Below are 21,449 nucleotides of genomic sequence, written 5' to 3'. Positions count from 1 at the left end.
GGGCGTACCGGAACTACTTCCGGTACGCCCGCACTCGGCCTCCCCTACCCATCCAGAGAAGGAGGTCAGTCCCAATGGCTACGGCATCAGCGGCGGCGGCATCAGAACGGCCTAGCCGTGCAGTCGGAGACCGTCCCCCTTCCAGGTCATGAGCGGCAAACCCCGTCGCCCCCGGACTACTGCATTCTCCCCACCATCTTCCGAAACGGATCCCCCATGCACGACTCGCACGACGGAAACCCCACGTCCCAGCAGCAGATGGCCGCCACTCCAGCCCCAATGCCAGCAAGTTGTCGGGTAAGGAGTCCTTACCCGGCCTTCACCCCACAGGGGGCGGAGGCTTCCGGCACCGGGGCGGCACCGGAATCGGTCGGCCCGGGGGTGCCGACCGAGGGAGGGACCAGCACCTCGTCGTCCGTCGCGTGCGAGCCCGTGCCGCGCCGTCGACTCCGTGACCGCCAGCTGCGCGAGCGCCGCGTCCATCCTCGCTACAACGACCACGAGTTCGACCTCGTCCAACACGCTGCCGCCGGAGGCCAGATGACACCCGGCGGTTACGTCGCCGAGAGCTCGCTGGCCGCCGCACGCGCCGAAGACCCCACTGCCGCCGTGGCCGACTACCGCGCCACCGTAAAAGCGCTGCTCGCCGCGAACGGGCAGCTCGGATGGGTCGGCAACAACCTCAACCAGCTCACCGGACACCTGAACAAGGACGGAGACATGCCCGCAGCCGACACCGTCCTACGGATCCTCCACCGCGTTGAGGCATCCGTGGAATCGCTGGACGATGCCGTTGCACGGGTGATGGAAGGGCGGTGAGCCCGTGATACCCAAGATCATCCTTGGTCAGGGTGGTACTCGCGGACTGATCCGCTACCTCTTCGGCGAGGGGCGGGCGAACGAGCACGTCGATCCGCACCTGGTGGCATCCTGGAACGACTTCGCCCCCGACCCTGGCCGCAGCCCGCACCGCGACCCAAAAGAGGTGGAGAAGCAGCTCGCCGCACAGCTCGACCAGCCCGTCCGGATGTTGGGTGACCTCGCACCGCAAACCACCTTCTGGCACTGCCCCGTCCGCGCCGCCCCCGAGGACCCGGTCCTCACGGACGCCCAATGGGCAGAGGTCGCCCGCAGGATCGTGGCCGCCGCCGGCCTCGCCTCCGACGGCGACGAACAAGCCTGTCGATGGGTGGCCGTACGTCACGCGGACGACCACATCCACATCGCCGCCACCCTGGTGCGCCAGGACGGCCGCCGCCCTCAACGCAACCACGACAAACGGGCCGTGCAGAAGGAAGCCCGTCAGATCGAAATCGACTACGGGCTCAGGCGGTTGAAAGCGGGCGATGGGACCGCGGCCAAGCGCCCCACCAGCAAGGAACACTTCAAGGCCAAGCGGCTGGGCCGGGACACCACGGCCCGCGAAGTCCTCCGCGTACGTGTGCGCAGGGCGGTCGCCGCCGCGCACAGCGAGGCGGAGTTCTTCGCCCTGCTGGAGGCGACCGGTGTGAGCGTGCGCCTCAAACGTGGTCCTTCCGGCGACGCACTCGGCTGCAACTTCGCTCTGCCCGGTGACACCAACGAGAACGGCGAACCCGTCTGGTTCGCAGGATCCACGCTGTCCCCCGACCTCTCCCTGCCCAGGATCCGCGAACGTCTCACCACCGCCGACCCCGAACCGGTCGCCGCACGGCCGGGCAACCCGTGGCACCAAGCCACCGCCGCCACCGAACGCATCCCCCGCCACCTCTCCGCCGACGACGACCACGTCGCCCAAGGGCAGCTGGTCGCTCTCGGCGCAGCACTCGACCTGCTGCCCATCGTCGCGCCGGCCTCCGCCAGGGCCGACCTACAACAGGCCGCCATCCTCTTCGAACGCGCCACCCGCTCCCGCATCACCGCCGACCTCGACAGCACCCGAGTCCTGCGTCGCAGTGTCCAGGCCATCTGGCGTGACCACCCCCAGGACAAGGACGGTGCCGGTTTCGCCATGCTCTTGGACGCCGTCTTCACTGCGGTGGCGTTCGCCGCCCACTGGCACCGCACCCGCCAGAACGCCCAGCAGGAAGAGGCTGCCGAGCGGGCCCTCCTCCACTTGCGGGCCGCCTACGGACAGGTCGCCGAGCCAGTCCTGGCCGGCCTCGCGCGACGCGCCCCCGCCCGGCAGACACAGCAGCGCCTCGCTCACCACCTACGGCAGGCAGTGCCGGACTACGCCGAACGCATCCTCGACGACCCCGCCTGGGACGCGCTCGCCACCGTCTTGGCCGAGGCAGAAGCAGCAGGGCACAACGCGGCCAGCATCCTCAGCCAGGCCCTGGGCCAGCGCACCCTCGAAGACGCCCACAACCCAGCCCGCGCGCTGACCTGGCGCATCCGTCGCCTCGGTCAACGTCGCACACCCAACCCGCGGGCCCAGGCAGCCAGGGCCCGAGGCGCCGCGCGACAGCCCGCTTTCCCAGCCCATTCGACGGCCGCGACTCCTCCCCCGCAGCGCTCACAGGCTCAACGGCGCTGAGCAACAAGCGGCGGAATGTAACCGACGATCACCGGTTCGCCAAACCGGCGATCGTCCGGAGAGTTAACGCCTCACCCCCTCCGGAAGGACCTCCTGTATGACCCAGACCGACATACGCCCCCGCGCCATCGTGCTCCTCACCGACGTGGACATCTCCCGCCGCGGCGAACCCAATCACCCGTACCACTGGGACGGGCGTCCCTTCAGTTCCGCCGAGTACCACTTGCTCGCCACCTGCACCCCGGCGGAGATAGACATCGCAGTCGCGCTCACACAGCCGGAAGGCGACTGGATGAGCGAACGCCACGTGACGCAAAAGGCAATCGTCAGCCTGTACATGAAGTACGCATCCCGAATGCCCGATGACTTCCCTGGCAGCGTCTACGACCTCATGACCGACGAGGACTACGCGGAGTTCGAGCGCCTGGCCGAGATCTTCAGCACCGACGCCGCATTCGACGAGCTCACCGGGCACGCACAGGACTGACCGGCCACGCGCCCACCCACGTGAGCCCTGGCCCCACGCATGCCGCAGGCCCGACCGGAAACACCGGCCGGGCCTGCGGCACACCAGCTCAAGTGCCAAAACGGCGCAACGCCGAGTCCGCCTTCAGGGGACCCGGCTTCATAGATCAGACCTCAGCTCAGCCGGCAGGGGCGCACAGGAGCCGGTCCCTTGTGCTCTCCGGCAGCACCCGACGCAGCACCGGTGCCGTCGAGGTCAGCGAGGAGGTGAACGCAGCAACGAGGTCGTGCGGCACGCTCGCGCTGAACGACGCGGCCCACAGATACGGGGCACCTTCACGAGCTTGAGCCCACGCCTGCCAGCCCCTCACCCCCGGATCATCCGCCTCGGCCGTGAGAGCACAAGGGTTGCCGTCCTGGATGAGGGACGGAACCTCCGCGAGGCCGAGTCGGCCCGTGAACGTGGGATGCATCGCCGCCGCCCGCGGTTGGTCGGCATCGCGGAACCATCCGTGAGCGGTGGCCGCATTCAGAACCGCCTCGGTACCTGCGGAGTCGACGGTGGGCCGGTCGCACGCATCAAGCGCCGCGAGGAAGTCGGCGACGGCCTCACCCGGAACGCCCGGGGTGAAGTAGGCAGACCAGTCCGCGAGGGGACTCGTCTCGTCCGTACGCGCCGAAACCTGCCACGCGACCGGTAGCTCACCGAGATGAAACGGCTCGTCCGCCAGGACCCACTGAGCCCACCGAAGGGCGTCGCGGCTGAGGTAGAGCACGGTGCTGCGCAGCACCTGATGGTCTTCCGGCATTTCGTCGGGCTCGCGCCGCCCTCGGACGACCGCCAGGCTCGTCCAGCCCAAGCCGGAAAGGCGGTCCGCGACGGCGTCGTAGAGGCGGCCGTCGTCGCCGGCCAGGTGGCGGGGGCCGACCCAGTACGCGGGAGATACGCCGGTTGCAGGGGACGGATCAAACGGGAAATGGGGATGCAGGAGCGCCTCCAAGGGCACGAAGGGAGATCTTCAGGCCGTCGTTGGGAAGGGGCCGAACGCCGAAGAACGCAACGGCATAAGCGGCGACGAGCTGCTGTCGCCGAACGAGCTGCCGTGCTGCGGACACCTGACCTGAAGATGCTCTGACCAGGTCGTTTACGTTGACATCCCTTGCCCCGCATAGCCAGTCCTTTGCCGATCTTTCCTGTCTGCCCGCGGCGAACTGCTGTCCCTCGACATTGGGCCAGTCGTTTTGCAGCCGTCTTTCGCGCCGCCTTCGCCCACTACGGACACTCGCCCCGTCCCGCCTGGGAGGGGGCGTACCGAATGCGCTGGACGACGAGCCGCCGACCGTTCCCAACTTCCTGGATGGAGAGGCCGGATGAATGGGGCTTGCGCAGCTAACCCCCGCCTGCGGCACTGTCGGCGCGGCTCGTCACCACGGCGGGCTCTACCCGCCTCGCAGGAGTGATGCCGCCATGTACGCGCTGTTCGACAAGTTCCTGATCCCGACCGCAGTCGGCCTGCTCGTCACCGGTCTCGCCGCCGCAGCCGGCTGGCTCTACCGACGGCGTCGGACCACCCCGGCACCTCCCAGCGTCTTGCGCCGCTTCAGTCTTCTGGGCACCACCGGCGCCGACGGCGCTCCTCTGCACTACGAGACCACCCGGGCGACCGGCAGCGTCATCACCCACCGGATCGGCAGCCTCTCGCGCCGCTTCGAGTTGACCGACGCCCCGCTCGGCGACGGGACGTACGCCGCCGAACCCCTCGACCACTTGTAGGACAACCAGAGCATGGTTTGTGACCGCGAGCGCCCTCCGACGGAGGACGGCTGCCGACCGCCGCCATACGTAATGATCGGGCGTTCCATGAAAGAGGGGGATGCACGTCAGGCGGCGGCGACAGGCCACTCGAAGAGCGTTCCCGACCACCGCGGTGTACGACGCGTTCCCGGGAGGCGCGCCCCACTGGAGAGTTCCTCTACTTGGTCGCGATTACGTAGACGCTCGCCCACTCGCGCTTTGGGTTCGCCAGCGAGGGATCGAAGTCCCAGGGCTCGACGGAGGCGAATCCGGCCTCGCCAAAGAGCTGGGTGAGCTTTTCAAGGTCGTACGCCCAGTAGTGCGGGCTGTAGGTGGGGTCATCGTCCTGGTCGCGGAAGACGTAGTTGATCAGGTCGAGGTAGGTGTTGATGTCCTCTCGGCAATCCCGCTTGGCGTACCAGCGAGAGATCATCTCCCGTGCCTGGCCAGGGCTGGTGGGGTACTGGCCGAGCACGAAGGCCGCATCCGGCACTCCCGTGATCAGCTGGCCACCGGAAGCGAGCACGCGGTGGGCCTCTCGGGCGTAGTGCTTGGCCGACCGCGGGTAGTCGATGTGCTCCAGGAAGTGTTCCGAGAAGAGCAGGTCCACGCTGACGTCGTGGAGGGGGAGCCCCTCTCGGACGTCCCAGAGGAGGTCGGCCGGCGGTACGGCGTCGATGTTGAAGAAGCCGCTGATGCGGTGGGAGCCGCCGCCTATCTGGACCTTCCTCACGGGCACGTCGACGCGTCCGTCGGGCCACGCTCGCTGGCTGGCCTGGTGGTACCGGTTGAGCTCGATCTCCTTGGCCGCTGCCCGGAGCGTGCGGGCGAGCCCGTGGGTGGTGGCCGGGTCGGCGAGGACGGTGGCGATCTGCTCGCCGAGGTGGTCGACGGCGGTGGTGGCCGTGCTGGGCTGAGTCATCAGCTTCGGTTCCTCTCGCTTCAGGCTGGGGCAGGTGTGGGGTCGGACCATTGGTTGTTGCGCATGAGCGTGTACTTGATGTCGACGAGGCGCGGGGCGATGGTCAGCCCGAGTTCTTCGGCAGGGTGGAGCCGACCGGAGTCGTCCTGTTCGGCTCGCCAGACCCGGTAGTCGAGGTCGGGGTACGCGGGGTTGATGCCGATCTCGCCCTTGGGGATCGTGCCGTTGAAGGGCGCGATGATGTCCATGTGGTTCCAGTAGTTCCACGCCTGGAGTGCCTTGTGCTGGTCGAAGTAGAAGTAGAAGTCCGGGTACCGGCCGAAGGTCCGTAACTCGCGGTGGATCAGGTGCCCGAGGAGCGGGCCGAGCTGGGTGGACAGGCTGTCGAATTCCCAGCGCGTGTGGTGCCAGGCTTCAGGGACTTGGCCCGGCGTGAACAGCCGGGCCGCGACGAGGTGGCTGACCCTCTCGGTGAGATAGGCGCGCGCGTGGACCGCGTCGAGGCCGGGGTCGATCCGGGACAGCAGCGTGTCCAGCTCGTCCGGCGAGAGCCGGAACTTCGCCAGGTCGAACTTGCCCGCCATGCGCGGGAACGTGGCGAACAGCATGTCCTTGTAGAGCCAGTTGTCGAACTCGCCGAGCTCGGCCCGTTCTCTCGTTTGCGGCGTGGTGGAGTGCAGCATCAGGTATTCCGACAGCGCCTCAAAGTAGACGTACCCGAGGATCGGCAGCCGGGGTATCGCCTCGTCCAGCAGCCGCAAGAAGGCATCCGGCTGGACGGTAGCGCCCTGGTAGGCGATGGCTGCCGCCAGAGCGAGGAAGGCTGCGGAGTTCTTGATTCGGCTGACGACGGTCTCGCGCAGTTGGTGCCGTTCGGCCTTGGAGAGCAGGTATTCCAGGCGGCTGTAGATCTGGAGGTGGATCGATCCCAGACGGAGGTAGTCCACTCCGGCCAGTCCGCGGTACGCCTGGGGCGGCAGGTTGATCTCGAAGATCAGCGGCGTCGGGACGCGCTTGGGGGCGCCGGCCTTGGCCACAAAGGCCGGGGCCTCTTTGGTGAGGATGTACTCCGCGAGGTTGTGCATCCGGTATCCGCGACCGGTCGAGGCGAGGGGCGCGCAGTAGACGCTGCCCACCAGGCAGCCCCCGGACGGGTAGAGGGATCCGTGGTCGCTGATCTCCTCCAGGGCGTGGGTGACATGCAGCAGGTGCAGTTTGCCGTCACCGCTCAGCGCGCGGAAGAGGGAGTTGTCCCGGAGAAGGTGGCCGTTCGGGGATTCGGTGACCAGTCGGTTCTCCCAGGCAGTGGTCTGCTCCGCGAGCGGGTCGCGGTTGTCCACAGGGCTGGGGATCAGCGTCGTGTCGAAGAAGGCGTGGGCGTCGGCCCACTGCTCGTACGCGTCCAGGAAGTCCATCAGCGGGTCAGCCCCAGGCGTGCGAGCCCGCCCAGGACGGCCTCCTCGCCGCTCACGCCCGTCAGCCAGGCGTTCTCGGAGTGAACGACGAGATCGAAGGCCGTTGGGCGTAAGGCGTTGAATGCGTCGACCCGTAACTGAGTGGGATCGGGCCACCATGTGAGCTTCGGCAGCCGGTAGCGGTCCAGGGCGTCAGCGGCTTTGAGGAGGTCGCAGACGGCTTCGGTGCGGGCGTGGTCGGAGTGATCGTCCTCGGTGAAGGCGCCGTACGGGACGTTGTGCAGCCGCACCGCGGTAGCTGCGGCATCGATCCTCTGGGGCGCCGCAATGAGCCCGAAGTGATCCCAGACGGTGTCGGCGTTGTCCGTGAGCCAGATAGCGGCACGGGCGCCGTGACCGGGGTCGTCTTTGTCGTGCAGGCGACGGCAGTCGTGCACGGCTGCGGCGAGGACCAGCGTGGAGGTGTCGTCGTCGCCGAGGTCGACTGCCTCTGCGAGCAGAGCGGCCAGGGCAGCCGTGCGCATGGCGTGCCGGATCCCATGGAGGGACTCCAGGCATTCCGCTTCGGCGAACCAGGCGGCGGGGAGGGCGGTCCGGGGCAACAGCGTCTGCGAGGTTTCCCGCAGTGGAGGAGGCGGGCCGTCCGAGAAGTCCGGCCGGTTCGCGGCGATCCAGCGCACGGTGACTGAATCGGTGTACTGGTGGTGCGGCAGCTGCTTGTGGGCAGCCAGCTCGACCAGACTGTCGGCCGGCGAGGTCGTGCTCATCGGGCCCACCTCCTTGGTGGTCTACGACAGCGGATTCCTAGCTGGCAGACGCGGTCTCGGCCGCCTGCTCCTTGCGCTCCTGCTCGGCGGCCTCGAAGGCTGCCGTGAACTCGGCCAACTCGTGCTCGGTCATGAGGTGCACGCCCAGCTCTTCGGCGACCGCGCGGATGCGGCCCTCGGCCTCGTCCTGCGCCAGGGCGCTCGCTTCCTCGTCCAGCAGCACCTCGAACTCGGCGTGGTGTCCCCAGGCTTCGCTCCACTTCACGGCGATCTCGACGCCGCGGAAGCGGAAGTTATGGCGCTGGTTGAACGCCTGGTGCATGGACTCCTCGAAGCCGAGAGCGTTGAAGATCCGCACCGCCGCCGGTACGTCCTCGCGGCCGATGGCGAACTCGGTTTCCGGGAAGGCAGCCCCCTGGCCGATCTTGCTGGCCTTGAGCGTGATCTTCGCGGAGCCAGCGGCCGTGTTGTCCGTGACCTTGAGCAGCTGATCGGGCAACACGTAGAAGTAGATGTTCTTGTCGTCGCAGCCGAGGTCTTCGGCCTCCCGCGTCAGGCGTGCGAGCAGCTGCTCGTGCGCTTCCTTCTCGAAGCGGGCGCGCATCTCGATCTCGATGGCCACAGTGGCTCCCTTACGGAATTGGGCATGGGTGATCCGCCCGAGCCAGGCAAAGCGGGGCTGGCTCGGTTCAGTGCGGTGTGTGGTGGATCAATGTCCGGGCGGTGCGGTACGTGCATGTGCGCCGCACCGCCCGGAGTTGAGAGCGTCAGGCGAGCTCGCCGAAGCGGTCACGTACGACGCCCTCGTGCAGGTAGTTCGGCAGCGGTACACCGCCGACGGAGACGCGCTTGGTGGCGACCTGGTCCTCGGTCTCGTCCGGGAAGCCGGCCAGCAGTGTCAGGCACTGGGCCACCCACTCGCGGGACTTCTCCCAGTCACCGGTGTCGCGAGCGCGGATCGCGAGCGCGAACGCCGTCTCCGTCGCGGCCCACCGGTCGGTGGCCAGCTCGTTCTGGAAGATGGTCTCCAGCTCGTGGACGGTGGCGACGCGGGTCGGGTTGGTCATGGCGTTTTCCTTCTTGTCTCGGTGCCAGGGGGTGTTCAACGCGTCGACGGGCGAAAGGTGACATCGGTCTTGCTCAGTAGGTGAAGATCTCCGCGAGGGTGCGGTAGTCGTGGAGTTCGTCCTTGTCGAACCAGAGGTCCACTTCCTGATCGGCCTCGGCCTTGTTGCCCGAGGCGTGCACCAGGTTCGCGACGGCCTTGCCCGCCGCGGCGCTGGCGCTCCGGCTGTAGTGCGAGAAGTCACCGCGGATCGTGCCTGCGGGGGCTTCGTTCGGGTACGTGCTTCCGACGATCTTGCGTACGGTGGCGACGGCGTCGAAGCCCTCCAGCACGAGCGCGATGACCGGGCCCTGCTGCATGAAGGTGGAGGTCAGGTTGTAGACCTCAGCACCGAGCCGCTCCTCCAGGTCGAAGTAGTGGCGCCGGGTGAAATCGGCGTCCATCTGCTTCATCTTGATGCCGACGATCTTCAGTGCCGCGTCATCGAATCGGGCGATGATCTTCCCTGCGAATCCGCGGACCAACGCGTCGGGCTTGAGGAGGACGAGAGTGCGCTCCACGGTGTTTTCCTGATCCTGGGCCATCGATTCCCTTTCACGTTCAGGCAAGCCATGTGGCGGGACGCTCAGCGACCCGCTCGCCTGAGGTTACCGGCGGCGGAACACCCTTCTGTGCCTGCCAGTTGGGCCCGGAGAGGGTTACCGGCCACGTGGCCAGGACTGACGTTCCACAAGGCCCCAGTGCAGCTGTTCCAGGCGGAAGACACACTTCTGGCACGCGTGGATCTCCACCTCGATGTCGCCCACGACAATGGTTCCGATATCAGCGACCGGAACGCCGAGCCGCTCACATCGGAAACAACTGCCGGGGGCCCATCTGAACCGCTCCCAAAGTTGCTGAGGCTTCACGAGGACGGGTGCCCTGCGGGCAGAAGGACGGTGCTCTCGGCGGCTCGCTGGAACATTGCCCAGGCACCCGATCAGTTGCCCTGGGCGGGTACGGCGTCAGCGAAGAGGAGCGTGGGCTCGACCAGGATGTTGCGCCCGGCCTCCGACCTGTAGATGTCGTGGACGCCACCAGAGCGAGCGTCGTCGAGGTCGAGACCGAGCAACGCGGCGGCCTGGCGGACCGTCGCCTCGTCGGGCCCCTTGACCGCGACGAAGGGAGGGAGGTCGGGCCAGATCTCGAAGACGAAGGCGACCTCCCCCAGAACCCACCCTTCGCGGTAGTTCTCCTGGTACCGGGACTCGTGGAGCCCGAGGTGACACAAGACCTTGGACGCGGCGCGAAGGTCGCCCACCTCCGTCGCGATCTCCTCGCCACCATCCACACCCTGCCTGAGCACGAGAGCGGACCTCGTCCCCTCGTTACGCAACCGGAGCGAGGCCCCGTCCCTGAGTACGCGCCCCTCGAAGAACTTGCGGGTGATCAATGTCCTGGGAAGTACCTGCACCGCACTCAGCCGGGACAGCTCGACTTGCAGCCCGGCCGCGTCGACATCCAGGAACTTCACCTCGTACTCGCGCTTCATCGTTCCCTCTTCCATAGCGGCGGTGACACAGGGGCCTTCGGACGGCCACTCCGTGCGGAGCACGTCCCTCCGGGGTCTGGTTAGACCCTCCGGCAGGTAGCCCCTGTTCGAGCTCCGATAGTGGCCGAGCCCACGGGGACCGCATCACCGCGTATGAGGACGCTCGCGAGGACGTCCTGGGACGTTTTCAGCGGCGCGCAAAGCCCTCCAGCAGGGAGAGCACGCGCCTCGTGTCCGCGAGATCCGGCAGCACCGTGGAAGCGCCGGCGGCGGCGAGTTCGTCCGCGCTGTGAATCCCCGAGGCGACCGCGATGACGTGGGACCCGGTTGCCAGGGCGGCTTCGACGTCCCTGGGGGTATCGCCGACCAGAACCACCGGAGCACCCTCCGGCACGTCCCGCAGGCGGAGGGCCCGCTCACGCGCGACAGCGACGAGGTCGGGCCTCTGGTCGGCGTCAGCACCGTAGGCGCCGACGGCCAGGTCCAGCAGCGGATCGAGGCCGAAGGCGGACAGCTTCACGCGGGCGTTGGGCGCGATGTTCCCCGTCAGCACCGAGGAGACCCAGCCAGCGTGCTCAGAGGCCGCCACGAGGGCGTCGTGGACCCCAGGCAAGGCGGTTCCCCGCTGCCGCAGGTCCTGCTCCCGCCCCTCACCTGCCGTGACCAGCGCAGCCTCGACAACGGGCCACTCAGGTACGCGCATCCCATGCTGCGCAAGCATCTCGCGCATGATCAGGCGATCGGTCCTCCCCTCTGTCGGCGCCGGCCCACTCGGAGGGCGGCCGGCCAACGAGGAGAACGCGGCGGCATAGATCTCCTTGCTCACCCCGGCGTTCTCGATGAGCGTGTGGTCGATGTCCCACAGAACAATGAGCTCCATGGCGCCAGCGTAGGTACCCGTCCTCGTTGCCTCGCACGAGAACGTTCCCAAACGTCCTTGCCCGGCACCTCTCGCCTCCGCTTGGATGACGAGTGTGAACGAGCGACTGCACTCCGTACTCGCGCAGCGCGGCGTCTCGCCCGAGTCGCTTGCCGAGGTCTGTGAGGTGGACCCCAAGACCGTCGGCCGCTGGCTCGGCGGACGGCTTCCCCACCCACGCCACCGATTCCGAGCCGCCCAGTACTTACGGATGGATGAATCCTTCCTCTGGCCGACGCCGCAGCAACGCGCGCCGAAGCCGACTCCCGTCGTCGACGACGAGCTCATCGGCACCTACCAGAACCGCGCCAGCGTGCCCCGTGAGACTTGGCTGACGCTCCTCCAAGAGGCCAAGGAACAGATCAACGTGCTCGTCTTCTCCGGAACGTTCTTCGCCCAGTCCAACCCGCACGTCGCGAAGATGCTCGGCGAGCGCGCGTCGGACGGCGTCCGCGTCCGCCTGTGCTTCGGCGACCCCGCGGGCCAGGCCGTCTCCATCCGAGGCCGGGAGGAGGGCATCGGCGACACCCTCGCCGCCAAGGTCCGAGCCTCCCTCACGTACTACCGCCCGCTGCTTCCCACGGCGGGGTGCGAGGTCCGCCTCCACGACACCACCCTGTACACGTCGATGTTCCGCTACGACGACAACCTGCTGATCAACCCGCACGTCTGGGGACAGCCGGCCAGCGCGAACCCCCTGCTCCACCTCAAGAGAGGTGACAGCACAGGGTGGTTCGAGAACTACGCTCAGAGCTTCGAAGCCGTCTGGGCCGCCTCCAGGCCCTGGACTCCCGACCAGGAGGGGACCGCCGCACATGGGCAGGACTGAGTACTACAACGACCCCGCCGCGCCGAAGGCGAATACCCTCATCCCGGCCAGCAACCTGCTCGTCGTCGACGACAACGGAGCCATCCTGCTCCAGCGCCGCCGCGATACGGGCCAATGGGCCCTGCCCGGGGGAGCACAGGACATCGGCGAGACGGCCGCCCAGTGCGCGATACGCGAATGCCTGGAAGAGACCGGCATCGTCGCCGAGATCACCGGCTTCCTCGGGGTGTACACCAACCCCCACCACATCGTGGCCTACACCGACGGTGAGATCCGGCAGCAGTACGAGAACGCCTACATCGGCCGCCCCGTGGGCGGCGAACCGACGATCAACGACGAGGCTGACGACGTCCGCTTCGTCCTGCCCGCGGACCTCGATGAGTACGACATCCACGCCAGCATGCGCCAGCAGATCGGTGACTACCTCGCCGGCACGTATCCCTACCTGGGCTGAGCTGCCAGCACCGCCTCCACGCGCCCCACGGCCCCGAAGATCTCGGGCGAGGCCCGCCGGATGAAGCGTCCGACGATGCTGTCTGCCCCGTAGCGGCCCACGATCTCCGCCACCCGGTCCTCGGCGGTGGTCCGGTCCCCGTCGGGTGTGGTCGTCATGTCGCAGTACACGAGCGCGTCCACGAGTAGCGAATCGTCCAACAAGGGGAACTCGCTCATGAGTTCATCTTGCAGCCCCCGCTCCTCAGCCTCCAGCAGCGCGAATGAGTGGTTCGCGACCAGCTGCACCAACCGCTCGTCGGCCCCGTGCTCGTCCCGAAGGAACCGTGCTCCGTCCAGGGGATGGAACCCTGTTACGGCCAGCCGGGGTGCGTACCCAACGTCGTGGAGGGTGGCAGCAGCGATAAGCAGGCTGGCATCCAAGCCGAGAATCTGACGCACCTCAGCCGCGCGGTCGCCCACTCCCTGTGTATGTGCCCACCGCCGCGGCAGCGGGGTGCTGAGCTCGGCTTCCGCCAGCCGTTTCGCCCATTCAACGATCAGATCACCCATGCCCTGCTGTCTGCCCGGGGTGCAGTGCCCGCAAGCATCGCTGATACGAGGGAGCGGGGCGCCGAAGCGGTAGGGACTGCGAGGCGCAGGACACTGTCTGTGCCGGAAAGTGACCACTTGCAGAATCGCAGCACCGACAACTCGCAACCGCTCGTCGCTGTCGGCGGTGGCCGGTACCTTTGCAGTGAGTGTTGTGGTCTGCGTTTAAATCGCGGACCGATCGAGGTGCATGGGAGTGGTCGCGGGTGACGAGTGGACGCCTGACCCTGTCGTGGGTCGGCAGGGATGAGGCCCTGCGGAACACGGCGGACGGCGGATACGAGTGGGTTTCACGGCAGGACCCGCGAGTTACAGAAGTCCGACTACTGCAGGAGACCGGCAAGGTCGGTGATATCACCGGCACGGCAGCGGACAACCTCCTTATTCAGGGCGACAGCTATGACGCCCTGCAGGCTCTCGTCCGCAACCCGGAATACGGTGATCAATACCGTGGCAAGGTAAAGCTCGTATATATTGACCCGCCGTTCAACACGGGCCAGGCTTTCCAGCACTACGACGACGCGCTCGAGCACTCCGTTTGGCTCACGATGATGCGTGACCGACTCGTGCTTATCCGAGACCTTCTGGCCCCTGGCGGATCTGTCTGGGTGCATCTGGATGATGCCGAGATGGCGTATTGCCGCGTTCTCATGGACGAGGTTTTTGGACGTGGCAACTTTGTCGGGACTGTTGTCTGGCAGAAGATTCACGCGCGTAACAATTCCGCCCAGCATCTCTCCTCGGTTCATGACTACCTCCTCGTCTATGCCCGCTCCAAGAGCGATCTTGTGCTCAATAAGATCGATCGCACCGAGCTGAGCGACAAGGAGTTCTGGAACCCGGATAACGACCCTCGTGGGCCCTGGCGCAGGTCGGACCTCACGGCCTCCCACGCATATGAGGACGGTCGCTATGAAGTGGTCGGTCCGCACGGCGAGGTGTTTTCCCCGCGAGGCAACCGTTGGTGGTCGTGCTCGCGAGACACCTTCGATGCCCTGCGTGCAGACGACCGTCTCTGGTGGGGCAAGACTGGTCGCACCTTCCCGTTTCGGAAGCGATTCCAGTCGGAACTGGGTGGTCTAGTGCCTACCACTTTCTGGACGCACGACGAGGTCGGCGACAATCGCCAGGCGAAGGGTGAGGTGACCAAACTTTTCGATCGGTCGCGGATCTTTTCGACGCCGAAGCCTGAGGCCCTCTTGAAGCGCGTGATTCAGATCGCGACTGCCCCGGGCGACGTTGTAGTCGACGTGTTCGCCGGTTCAGGCACGACCGCTGCGGTAGCGCACAAGATGGGACGCCGCTGGGTAACTGCCGAGATCCTCGAGGAGACGGCTGAGACCTTCACTCACCCTCGTTTGGAAAAGGTCGTCGCTGGCGATGACCCGGGAGGCGTCACCAAGACCGTTGGATGGGAAGGCGGAGGCGGCTTCAGGAGCCTCAAGGTCGCACCATCCGCGTTCGAGATCGTCGATGGTCGCGTCTTCCTCGCAGATTGGGCCAAGGGTGAAGGCTTTGCAGCAGTCGTGGCGGCGCAACTGGGCTTCAGGTATGACAGCGACGACGATGGGCCGTTCTGCGGCATGAAGGGACGTGCTCGGCTGGCCGTCGTCGACGGCGTCGTGGACGAGGTCGTGGCACGAGGCGTTATTGGGCATTTGAATGAGGGGGAACGCGTAGTGATTGTCGGCAGGGGCGTCACGCCCGAAGCTGAGAGTCTCGTGGTGGAGCTGAGCCGAGGGTCCAAGGTGCTGAAGGCGCCTCGCGATCTGGTGCGTCGCGGGAAGGCTGTGCGATGACCTGGATCGATTACGACGCCTCGCTTGTGGACGACATCGCGGCGAGGATGGACCTTCGAGCACCAAATGCGTCGGCCGTCCGTGCGGTTGCCGAGGCGATCGCGGACGGAGACGGCCGCGAAGTGGTGTGCGACCTGGCGACGGGTGTCGGCAAGACGTACATCCTTGCCGGCCTGGTGGATTACCTGGCTACGCAGGGAGTTCGAAACATCCTGGTTGTCACGCCAGGGACGACGATCCAGGACAAGACGGTCGACAACTTCACGCCTGGGCATGCGAAGTTTGTGTACGGCAGTGATACCGAGCCCTTGGTGATCACCTCGGAGAACTTCTCCCGGGGGCAGGTGGGGGACGCCCTGCACGACGACACGGTCACGAAGCTGTTCGTCTTTAATGTGCAGCAGTTGATCCGCCCCAGCGACAAGACGTCCAGGAAGGTGCGGGCCCGGGACGAGTTCATTGGCACCGGCCTCTACCAGCACCTTCAGCAGGTAGAGGACCTCGTAGTCATCGCGGACGAGCACCACGTCTACAGCTCGAAGGCGAAGTCGTTCAACCAAGCCATCGAGGACCTGGGTGCACGGGCAGTTGTGGGACTCACCGCAACGCCCGCACCGGGTGTCAAGCCGATCTTCCAGTACTCCCTTGCCGAGGCCATTGCCGACGGCTTTGTGAAAATCCCCGTGATCGTCTATCGACCGGATGGTCGGAAGGACGAGAGCACGGTTCTTGCCGACGCCTGCCACTTGTTGCGGATAAAGGACGCTGCGTGGACTGCATGGGCAGAAGCGCAGGGTAGGACCCCCGTGCATCCTGTCCTGTTCGTGGTGTGCCGCGACATCCCTGACGCCGAGCGCGTCGCGGACAGGCTGACAGCCGATGACATGTTTCCCGACGAGGGTCAGGTCCTCACCATCACCTCGCAGTCGAGCGACACCGCACTGCGGGCCCTGGACGCGGTGGAAGAGGCCGATTCGCCAGTGCGCGTCGTGGTCTCGGTGAACAAGCTGAAGGAAGGCTGGGACGTCAAGAACATTGGGGTAATCGTCGGACTGCGGGCACTTGCATCGGAGACCCTGACGGAGCAGGTCCTCGGCCGCGGACTGCGGTTGCCCTACGGGCGGCGGGTTGGTACCCCCATGGTGGACACAGTCGACCTCGTAGCCCACGAGTCCTACCGGCAGTTGCTGGCCAATAAGGATGCGCTGCTACAGCAGGTTCTGCCCGCTGAAGGCGGTGACCTGGACAAGGACCGTCCGCAACCAGCGCCTGTCGCGGACCAACCGAGCAGTGGTGACGAGCAGCAGATCCTTACCTTCACGTCCCGCCCGCGTGTTATCGGCGACGACCTGGTGGACGGCTCGCCATTGATGCACGTCGAGTCGATGGACGCCGTCATCGCCCAAGGTATGCGCGACAAGGAAGCTGTCGCAACGCTCCGGGCAAAGGTTCCCGGTGCGCCCACCATCCGTTTTCCCAGGCGTGAGCGGGAGATTCTTCCCGTTCGTTTCTCCTTCAGTTACATCGATAACGCAGCCGCGCGTTCCGAGGGCGCCGCGTACAAGCATGAGTTCAAGGTCCCTTTGGTACGGCAGGCGGTCGACGCCCAGCGCGGTCTGGACAGCAAGGTGGGCACGTTCGTGACGGCAGCCGAATCGGTTGACGCCACGCAGAAGTTCATCTCTATTTCCGGGCTCCGTGACGACCTCTTTGGGCGGATCTGGAACAGCGGGTACGTGGAGGAGACGTTTGCCGAATCCCGAGCGGCCGAGCGCGTTGTCCGTGAGTTCTTGGCTGGCGCCGGCGTGACTGCGGAAGACCAGGAGCACGAGTGGGGTGAACTGCGCGCCGCTCAGGCAGCCACCGCTCTTGGCAAGTTGGTCAAGACTGCCTACGACACGCGCAAACTTCAGCCTACGTATGCCTTTCGCCCGGTAGACCTCCCGACCGTGCCCCCGCCGCCCATGCCCTCGAACGTCGTCAGTAAGTGGGCGGATTTCCGTAAGGACCTTTGGTACGAGGGCTGGGAGCACTCAGTCGAACCGGTTGCCTCCTTCGACGCTGGCAGCACTGAGTACGCCATGGCGCACCTGTTTGACGCGAGTTCCAGCGTGCAGTGGTGGCTACGGAACTACGACCCAGGCCCCCTTTGGATTGAGAGGGACAACGGGAAGAAGTACTACCCGGACTTCATCGTCATCGATACCGAGGGAACCTACTGGGTCGTGGAGGGCAAATCCAACGACCGGGCGAACGATCCCGAGGTGCTTGAGAAGCGGCGAGCTGCCGAGGATTGGGCCCGCTTCGTCCGAGACTACGGCGAGTTCGGCACGTGGCGGTACATCTTCGCAACCGAGAAGATCATTAAGGATGCCAGAGGGTCGTGGGAGTCACTTATCGCGCTTGCCAAGCCGGAATGATCAGATCTGCTGTGTGAACAGGCTGGGCGGTAAGAGGGCGCCCTCGGCGCCATGGAGCCCAGATCCAGTTTCCTCCGATCGGAGGAAACTGGATCTGGTGGCACCGTCCGGCGCCATCCGCCACGACCTTGCAGGCCCGAAGGCATGGACGGAACCGCTCGGCAGTGAGCGCAGCTGGTCTGCCTTGGCCAGAATTCCTGCTGAGAGTGCAACTTGGGCGTATCCAGCTACGGATCGTAGCAAGATGACGTCGTGGACTTGGACGACGACGGGGCGCCCACGTTTGGAGGGGAACCATGGCCAAACTGACCGAGGAACAGCGCCAGCAACGTGCCGCCGCACGTGCCAGGCAGAAGGCTCTTGCATCTGAGGAAGAAGACCGGCAGGACAGGGAGCGACGCGAGAGATGGGCGCGAGAAGGGATGCGCCTGACCTGGGAAGAGGTCGTGGCTGGCGAACCCTGTAGAGGCTGTGGAGAGCCGATGCATGACAGCTTGGGGAATTGGCCTCCGCTGATGAAGCTGTCCGAGGAGCAGCGGCGGGAGTACGACGCCGCTGAAGCGCGCTTCAAAGAGAAGCATCCGAACTGCAAGAGCTCACGCTGGAGCTATAGCGGGTCTCGGGTCACGCACTGCTTCAACTGCTGTCCACCGGCACCGCTGAGCCCCCAAACTCTCGGAAGGCTTGCGAACTTCTGCGCCACCTTGCCCTCGGAGGAGGAGCGTAAGAAGGATCTGGACACTTGGGACCTGACTCTGACGTGTGACCACGTTGCGCAATACACCCAGCACCGCGAGCACGACCGCGTCTCTATCGGTGTCGCCGACTGTCCGGAGTGCGGCGAGCGCCGCGGAGTCGCGCAGAGCCTTCGCGTGGGCCCTGCGTACAGCGGCGAGACCGTCCGAGTGGAACGTGCGGCGGCCGATCGAGAGCGCATAGCGGCGGAGTTGGCTGCCGTGCAGGAGAAGCTCCGCCGAGAGGAGCGCAAAGCAGCGGCAACGCGGCGTCGTGTCGAGGAGATGCAGAAGCAGCTCAATTCCGACTCCTGACATCGGGCAGGGGCCGAGATTGCGTGAGCGGACAGAACGAGGCAGGGACTGGCTATCGAGTCCCCCAGCCGCGGTGTGCCTCGGGGCCATGGGGACTCCAGCCGTTCAGGTAGGGCGCCAGCTCCTCGGGCTTCGCTTCGCGAGCGGTGGGCATGGAGGGGAGGCGGGTTAGCGGGTTGAGGCTTTGAACGTAACGGCGCACCCACGCGAGCCACTGTCGCGTCGAGGACACCGTTGCCTCGTCCGCTTCGCTCGCTGCCTCTAGTCGACGTTCCAGTGCATTGCAGTACTCGCTCAGCAGTGATGCGTCCTGCCACTGACGTGCCTCCGAACGGAGCACCTCGGCGAACTGGGCCTGAGCGGCTTGCTCCCTCGCCATCTCCATGGCCGCCCGCCAACGGACCTCGCGATCGGCCTTGGCTCGTTCCTCGTCCGCCTTCCGCTGGGCGTCCTCTACGGCGCGAGTTTCGATTTCCCGGAGAACGGCCCCCAGAATGTCCTCCAGTGTCCAGCGCTTGCGGTCTGCCCAGCGGGACTGCCGTTTCGATCGGCTGTAGCCGAGTTCGATGACGAGGTTCTTGGAGCGCTCCTGGTCGGTGGACTGTGGGGACTCCTGCTGGATGGTGACGGTGTAGGTGTGGCCGTTCACGACCAGGTCCAGTTCACCCTCACGGCGGGAGTAGCTGGAGGGGTAGTGCCGTCCGTTGTACGAGTAGGCGCGGCTGCGATGGCGGGCGGCAACGTCATGGCTCTTCACCGTGTATCCGCGACGTACTGCTTCGGAGGCGAGGCCCTGGAGGATTAGCAACGATCGATTGCGGAGTGGGGCGGGCATGACGAGCCGGCCGTCGTCGTCCCTCAAGGCGGTGACGACCGGATGTGGGGAGCGCAATCGAGTGGGGACGTCGACGGGTGGGGCCTCGTCCGGCCTCCTTCTCAGCGAGTTGGGGTGTGGCCCCTCGACCAGAGAGATCTGCAGATCGCGATTCCACATGCGGAGGCTCTCGACGCGGTGGCCTGCAGGTAGGAGGTCGTGGCGCTTCGCGTAGTCGATCACGCGCCGCCACTCCGTCACTGTGGCCTCGTCGGGCTCGGTGACGGTTACGCGTTTTTCGACGAGGAGTCGTTCGATGAGGTCCTTCGCTTTGCTCTGACGGGCGAGCGCGACTGGTCTGTTGGCGTAGGACACGGCTCGGGGGTTACCTGCCCCTTTGCTCTTGGTGATTTCCTTCTCCCCAGCGTGTGCGGGGTCGTCCGGGTGATGGCCGTGCCGGATGTAGAAGGTGCCCGCCTCCGTGACCCGTACGTCCGCCTCACCCCCGCTCCGCTTGATCGTGACCAACCCGCGATCGCGCAGCGCGTAGGCGGTGCGCCACGCACCGGGGTCCCAGGGTTCTTGGGACTTCTTGCTGTCCGCGAGTCGGCCGAGCAGGCCGAGTTGTCGTTCGTTCAGGAGAGACCAGCGATGCATGGCAACAGCTCACCTTGGAGGGCGAGCCAGGTGCAATGACTCGTACGGGTGGTCGTCTCCGAACGCACGGGGGAGCCCGCAGATGAAGGGTTGCCGGACGGCGTTCTGCGTGAGCGCTGCGTGAGCGGACGGGGTGGCACAGGGTGGATTGGGTGGCAGGCCAGGTGAGGAGCGTAAGGCGCTGAAATGGGGAAACAAGATTCAGTGGCATGGAGCGGCACCCACTGTCACGATCTTGCAGGCCCTCCACCCCCGCTGCTCATCGATGGTCTCCAGCATTGCGCAGCCGTGGCACCGAGCGGACATACAAGCTCGACAGCGTCGACGCGGAGACGTCACGCCACCGAGTGCCGGCCGTCCCTTCCGAGCCTGATCTACGAAAGGTTCACGTCATAGGGACGTACGGCTCTTGCCGCCAGATCAACCGCCGGAAAGCCTGGTGGCATGTCTTCTTCATGGGTGGCCATCGACTTCGAGACCGCGAACGAGCACAGGGGAAGCCCCTGTGCCGTCGGGATGACCAAGGTCGTCGGCGGCCACGTAGCCGACACCTGGGGCACGCTGATTCGGCCGCCTGCCGGGCTGGATCACTTCAATCCGTTCAACGTTGCTCTCCACGGCATCGCCCCAGCCGACGTGACAGGAGCCCCGGGATGGACGACAGTGCTCGCGGACATCGCAGCGTTCGCTGATGGACTCCCACTGGTGGCCCACAATGCTGGATTCGACATGAGCGTCATTCGGTCCGCCAGCGACGCCGAAGGCATCAAGTGGCCCGAGCTCCGCTACACCTGCTCGCAGGTCGTGGCCCGCCGCACCTGGAAGCTCCTCACCTACAGCCTCCCCTTCTGCGCGGACGCCGCAGGCATCGCCTTCACCGACCATCACGACGCGAGCGCAGACGCGACGGCCGCTGCCGAGGTCATGCTCGCCGCAATGCGGGCCGCGGAAATGACATCGCTCGATGACTTGCTCAACGGGCACCAGATCCGATGGGGGTGGATGGCACCCACGGGCGAGTGGCTGGGCAGTCAGTACCGGGGCCACGGCACAGGGGCACGCGAACCTCTGCCCGGAGCCAACCCCGACGCCGATCCGGACGGAGCCTTGTACGGAGCGACGGTCTGCCTGACCGGGAAGCTGACCTCCATGACCAGGGACGAGGCGTTCCATAAGCTCGCCGAGGTCGGCGCACAACCCGCGGAGAACGTCACCAAGAAGACCACCATCCTCATCTCCGCCTCCCAGACACAGCTCAAGCCCGGCGACACCCTGAGCGGCAAGGCCAAGAAGGCACAGTCGCTGCTGGACGCCGGCCAGGACATCGAGGTCCTGGACGAAGACGAGTTCCTGCGGCGCCTACTCAGCTGAGGCGTCCACGCGTGCTCGAGCACAGGGTCGGTGGCCATCGGCGGGCGCCCGGCGGGCTACCTCGGGCT

21 protein-coding genes are annotated in these 21,449 nt (G+C 66.2%); 10 read left to right on the top strand and 11 right to left on the bottom strand.

Annotation, left to right across the window (positions count from 1 at the left end; all coding sequences use genetic code 11):
• The first annotated feature begins 432 nt into the window (after positions 1–432).
• The 3 genes from ACIA73_RS11665 (at position 433) to ACIA73_RS11655 (ending at position 3,005) form a co-directional block, all read left to right on the top strand.
• On the top strand, positions 433–819 hold the full coding sequence (locus tag ACIA73_RS11665) for a plasmid mobilization relaxosome protein MobC (RefSeq protein WP_399438225.1): 387 nt from the start codon (positions 433–435) through the stop codon (positions 817–819).
• Positions 820–823: 4 nt separating this feature from the next.
• Positions 824–2,518 (top strand): relaxase/mobilization nuclease domain-containing protein, encoded by a 1,695-nt coding sequence (locus tag ACIA73_RS11660; protein WP_399438224.1) that lies wholly within the window; start codon positions 824–826, stop codon positions 2,516–2,518.
• A 97-nt stretch (positions 2,519–2,615) separates the two neighbouring features.
• Positions 2,616–3,005 carry a hypothetical protein gene (locus ACIA73_RS11655; RefSeq protein WP_399438223.1) on the top strand — a complete coding sequence of 130 codons (390 nt, stop codon included), beginning with the start codon at positions 2,616–2,618 and terminating at the stop codon, positions 3,003–3,005.
• Between the two features lie 157 nt (positions 3,006–3,162).
• On the opposite strand, the gene ACIA73_RS11650 is transcribed toward ACIA73_RS11655, so the two are convergent.
• Positions 3,163–3,984: a DUF317 domain-containing protein gene (locus ACIA73_RS11650; RefSeq protein WP_399438222.1), complete on the bottom strand. Its 822-nt coding sequence runs from the start codon at positions 3,982–3,984 to the stop codon at positions 3,163–3,165.
• A 467-nt stretch (positions 3,985–4,451) separates the two neighbouring features.
• On the opposite strand from ACIA73_RS11650, the gene ACIA73_RS11645 reads away from it, so the two are divergent.
• Positions 4,452–4,757: a hypothetical protein gene (locus ACIA73_RS11645; RefSeq protein WP_399438221.1), complete on the top strand. Its 306-nt coding sequence runs from the start codon at positions 4,452–4,454 to the stop codon at positions 4,755–4,757.
• 199 nt (positions 4,758–4,956) lie between these two features.
• Here the strand turns inward: ACIA73_RS11645 and ACIA73_RS11640 are convergent, their stop codons facing one another.
• From ACIA73_RS11640 to ACIA73_RS11605, 8 genes are all read right to left on the bottom strand, one after another.
• Complete coding sequence (locus tag ACIA73_RS11640) at positions 4,957–5,700, bottom strand: class I SAM-dependent methyltransferase (RefSeq protein WP_399438220.1); 744 nt, start codon at positions 5,698–5,700, stop codon at positions 4,957–4,959.
• 20 nt (positions 5,701–5,720) lie between these two features.
• Complete coding sequence (locus ACIA73_RS11635; protein WP_399438218.1) at positions 5,721–7,115, bottom strand: hypothetical protein; 1,395 nt, start codon at positions 7,113–7,115, stop codon at positions 5,721–5,723.
• The gene (locus ACIA73_RS11630; protein ID WP_399438217.1) at positions 7,115–7,882 is read right to left on the bottom strand and encodes a hypothetical protein; all 768 of its coding nucleotides are present in this window, start codon (positions 7,880–7,882) and stop codon (positions 7,115–7,117) included. Before ACIA73_RS11630 ends, ACIA73_RS11635 begins: the two co-directional genes overlap by 1 nt.
• Positions 7,883–7,919: 37 nt before the next feature.
• Positions 7,920–8,504 carry a CYTH domain-containing protein gene (locus tag ACIA73_RS11625; RefSeq protein ID WP_399438215.1) on the bottom strand — a complete coding sequence of 195 codons (585 nt, stop codon included), beginning with the start codon at positions 8,502–8,504 and terminating at the stop codon, positions 7,920–7,922.
• 145 nt (positions 8,505–8,649) lie between these two features.
• On the bottom strand, positions 8,650–8,949 hold the full coding sequence (locus ACIA73_RS11620) for a hypothetical protein (protein ID WP_399438214.1): 300 nt from the start codon (positions 8,947–8,949) through the stop codon (positions 8,650–8,652).
• A gap of 73 nt (positions 8,950–9,022) precedes the next feature.
• Positions 9,023–9,532, bottom strand: a complete 510-nt coding sequence (locus ACIA73_RS11615; RefSeq protein ID WP_399438213.1) for a nucleoside-diphosphate kinase — start codon at positions 9,530–9,532, stop codon at positions 9,023–9,025.
• A gap of 395 nt (positions 9,533–9,927) precedes the next feature.
• Complete coding sequence (locus ACIA73_RS11610) at positions 9,928–10,479, bottom strand: adenylyl cyclase (RefSeq protein WP_399438212.1); 552 nt, start codon at positions 10,477–10,479, stop codon at positions 9,928–9,930.
• 187 nt (positions 10,480–10,666) lie between these two features.
• On the bottom strand, positions 10,667–11,359 hold the full coding sequence (locus tag ACIA73_RS11605; RefSeq protein ID WP_399438211.1) for an HAD family hydrolase: 693 nt from the start codon (positions 11,357–11,359) through the stop codon (positions 10,667–10,669).
• 94 nt (positions 11,360–11,453) lie between these two features.
• On the opposite strand from ACIA73_RS11605, the gene ACIA73_RS11600 reads away from it, so the two are divergent.
• Both ACIA73_RS11600 and ACIA73_RS11595 read left to right on the top strand, forming a co-directional pair.
• Complete coding sequence (locus ACIA73_RS11600) at positions 11,454–12,227, top strand: XRE family transcriptional regulator (protein WP_399438581.1); 774 nt, start codon at positions 11,454–11,456, stop codon at positions 12,225–12,227.
• On the top strand, positions 12,214–12,681 hold the full coding sequence (locus ACIA73_RS11595; protein ID WP_399438210.1) for an NUDIX hydrolase: 468 nt from the start codon (positions 12,214–12,216) through the stop codon (positions 12,679–12,681). Before ACIA73_RS11600 ends, ACIA73_RS11595 begins: the two co-directional genes overlap by 14 nt.
• Here ACIA73_RS11595 and ACIA73_RS11590 read toward each other — a convergent pair.
• The gene (locus ACIA73_RS11590) at positions 12,669–13,232 is read right to left on the bottom strand and encodes an HD domain-containing protein (RefSeq protein WP_399438209.1); all 564 of its coding nucleotides are present in this window, start codon (positions 13,230–13,232) and stop codon (positions 12,669–12,671) included. The genes ACIA73_RS11595 and ACIA73_RS11590 overlap by 13 nt on opposite strands.
• A 245-nt stretch (positions 13,233–13,477) precedes the next feature.
• On the opposite strand from ACIA73_RS11590, the gene ACIA73_RS11585 reads away from it, so the two are divergent.
• The 3 genes from ACIA73_RS11585 to ACIA73_RS11575 all read left to right on the top strand — a co-directional run bounded on the left by ACIA73_RS11585 (position 13,478) and on the right by ACIA73_RS11575 (position 18,539).
• Positions 13,478–15,070 (top strand): site-specific DNA-methyltransferase, encoded by a 1,593-nt coding sequence (locus ACIA73_RS11585; protein ID WP_399438208.1) that lies wholly within the window; start codon positions 13,478–13,480, stop codon positions 15,068–15,070.
• Complete coding sequence (locus tag ACIA73_RS11580) at positions 15,067–17,490, top strand: DEAD/DEAH box helicase (RefSeq protein WP_399438207.1); 2,424 nt, start codon at positions 15,067–15,069, stop codon at positions 17,488–17,490. Before ACIA73_RS11585 ends, ACIA73_RS11580 begins: the two co-directional genes overlap by 4 nt.
• Positions 17,491–17,786: 296 nt before the next feature.
• Positions 17,787–18,539: a hypothetical protein gene (locus ACIA73_RS11575; RefSeq protein ID WP_399438206.1), complete on the top strand. Its 753-nt coding sequence runs from the start codon at positions 17,787–17,789 to the stop codon at positions 18,537–18,539.
• Between the two features lie 52 nt (positions 18,540–18,591).
• Here ACIA73_RS11575 and ACIA73_RS11570 read toward each other — a convergent pair whose 3' ends face one another.
• A complete protein-coding gene (locus tag ACIA73_RS11570) occupies positions 18,592–20,010 on the bottom strand; it encodes a hypothetical protein (protein WP_399438205.1) in 1,419 nt (472 codons plus the stop codon).
• 444 nt (positions 20,011–20,454) lie between these two features.
• Here ACIA73_RS11570 and ACIA73_RS11565 point away from each other — a divergent pair, with 444 nt between their 5' ends.
• The gene (locus tag ACIA73_RS11565; RefSeq protein ID WP_399438204.1) at positions 20,455–21,381 is read left to right on the top strand and encodes an exonuclease domain-containing protein; all 927 of its coding nucleotides are present in this window, start codon (positions 20,455–20,457) and stop codon (positions 21,379–21,381) included.
• Positions 21,382–21,449 lie beyond the last annotated feature (68 nt).

It is taken from the genome of Streptomyces sp. NPDC051561 (assembly GCF_044454195.1).
Lineage (GTDB): Bacteria > Actinomycetota > Actinomycetes > Streptomycetales > Streptomycetaceae > Streptomyces.
Note: the sequence above shows the minus strand (reverse complement) of the source record. Positions and strands in the feature narration are given on the sequence as shown.

What these genes read in the sequence shown, in the direction of transcription:
- ACIA73_RS11580 (WP_399438207.1), top strand. Translation starts at nt 15,067, where the DNA reads ATGACCTGGATCGATTACGACGCCTCGCTTGTGGACGACATCGCGGCG.
- ACIA73_RS11635 (WP_399438218.1), bottom strand. Translation starts at nt 7,115, where the DNA reads ATGGACTTCCTGGACGCGTACGAGCAGTGGGCCGACGCCCACGCCTTC.
- ACIA73_RS11610 (WP_399438212.1), bottom strand. Translation starts at nt 10,479, where the DNA reads ATGAAGCGCGAGTACGAGGTGAAGTTCCTGGATGTCGACGCGGCCGGG.
- ACIA73_RS11615 (WP_399438213.1), bottom strand. Translation starts at nt 9,532, where the DNA reads ATGGCCCAGGATCAGGAAAACACCGTGGAGCGCACTCTCGTCCTCCTC.
- ACIA73_RS11575 (WP_399438206.1), top strand. Translation starts at nt 17,787, where the DNA reads ATGGCCAAACTGACCGAGGAACAGCGCCAGCAACGTGCCGCCGCACGT.
- ACIA73_RS11605 (WP_399438211.1), bottom strand. Translation starts at nt 11,359, where the DNA reads ATGGAGCTCATTGTTCTGTGGGACATCGACCACACGCTCATCGAGAAC.
- ACIA73_RS11565 (WP_399438204.1), top strand. Translation starts at nt 20,455, where the DNA reads ATGTCTTCTTCATGGGTGGCCATCGACTTCGAGACCGCGAACGAGCAC.
- ACIA73_RS11655 (WP_399438223.1), top strand. Translation starts at nt 2,616, where the DNA reads ATGACCCAGACCGACATACGCCCCCGCGCCATCGTGCTCCTCACCGAC.
- ACIA73_RS11640 (WP_399438220.1), bottom strand. Translation starts at nt 5,700, where the DNA reads ATGACTCAGCCCAGCACGGCCACCACCGCCGTCGACCACCTCGGCGAG.
- ACIA73_RS11595 (WP_399438210.1), top strand. Translation starts at nt 12,214, where the DNA reads ATGGGCAGGACTGAGTACTACAACGACCCCGCCGCGCCGAAGGCGAAT.
- ACIA73_RS11570 (WP_399438205.1), bottom strand. Translation starts at nt 20,010, where the DNA reads ATGCATCGCTGGTCTCTCCTGAACGAACGACAACTCGGCCTGCTCGGC.
- ACIA73_RS11645 (WP_399438221.1), top strand. Translation starts at nt 4,452, where the DNA reads ATGTACGCGCTGTTCGACAAGTTCCTGATCCCGACCGCAGTCGGCCTG.
- ACIA73_RS11630 (WP_399438217.1), bottom strand. Translation starts at nt 7,882, where the DNA reads ATGAGCACGACCTCGCCGGCCGACAGTCTGGTCGAGCTGGCTGCCCAC.
- ACIA73_RS11620 (WP_399438214.1), bottom strand. Translation starts at nt 8,949, where the DNA reads ATGACCAACCCGACCCGCGTCGCCACCGTCCACGAGCTGGAGACCATC.
- ACIA73_RS11590 (WP_399438209.1), bottom strand. Translation starts at nt 13,232, where the DNA reads ATGGGTGATCTGATCGTTGAATGGGCGAAACGGCTGGCGGAAGCCGAG.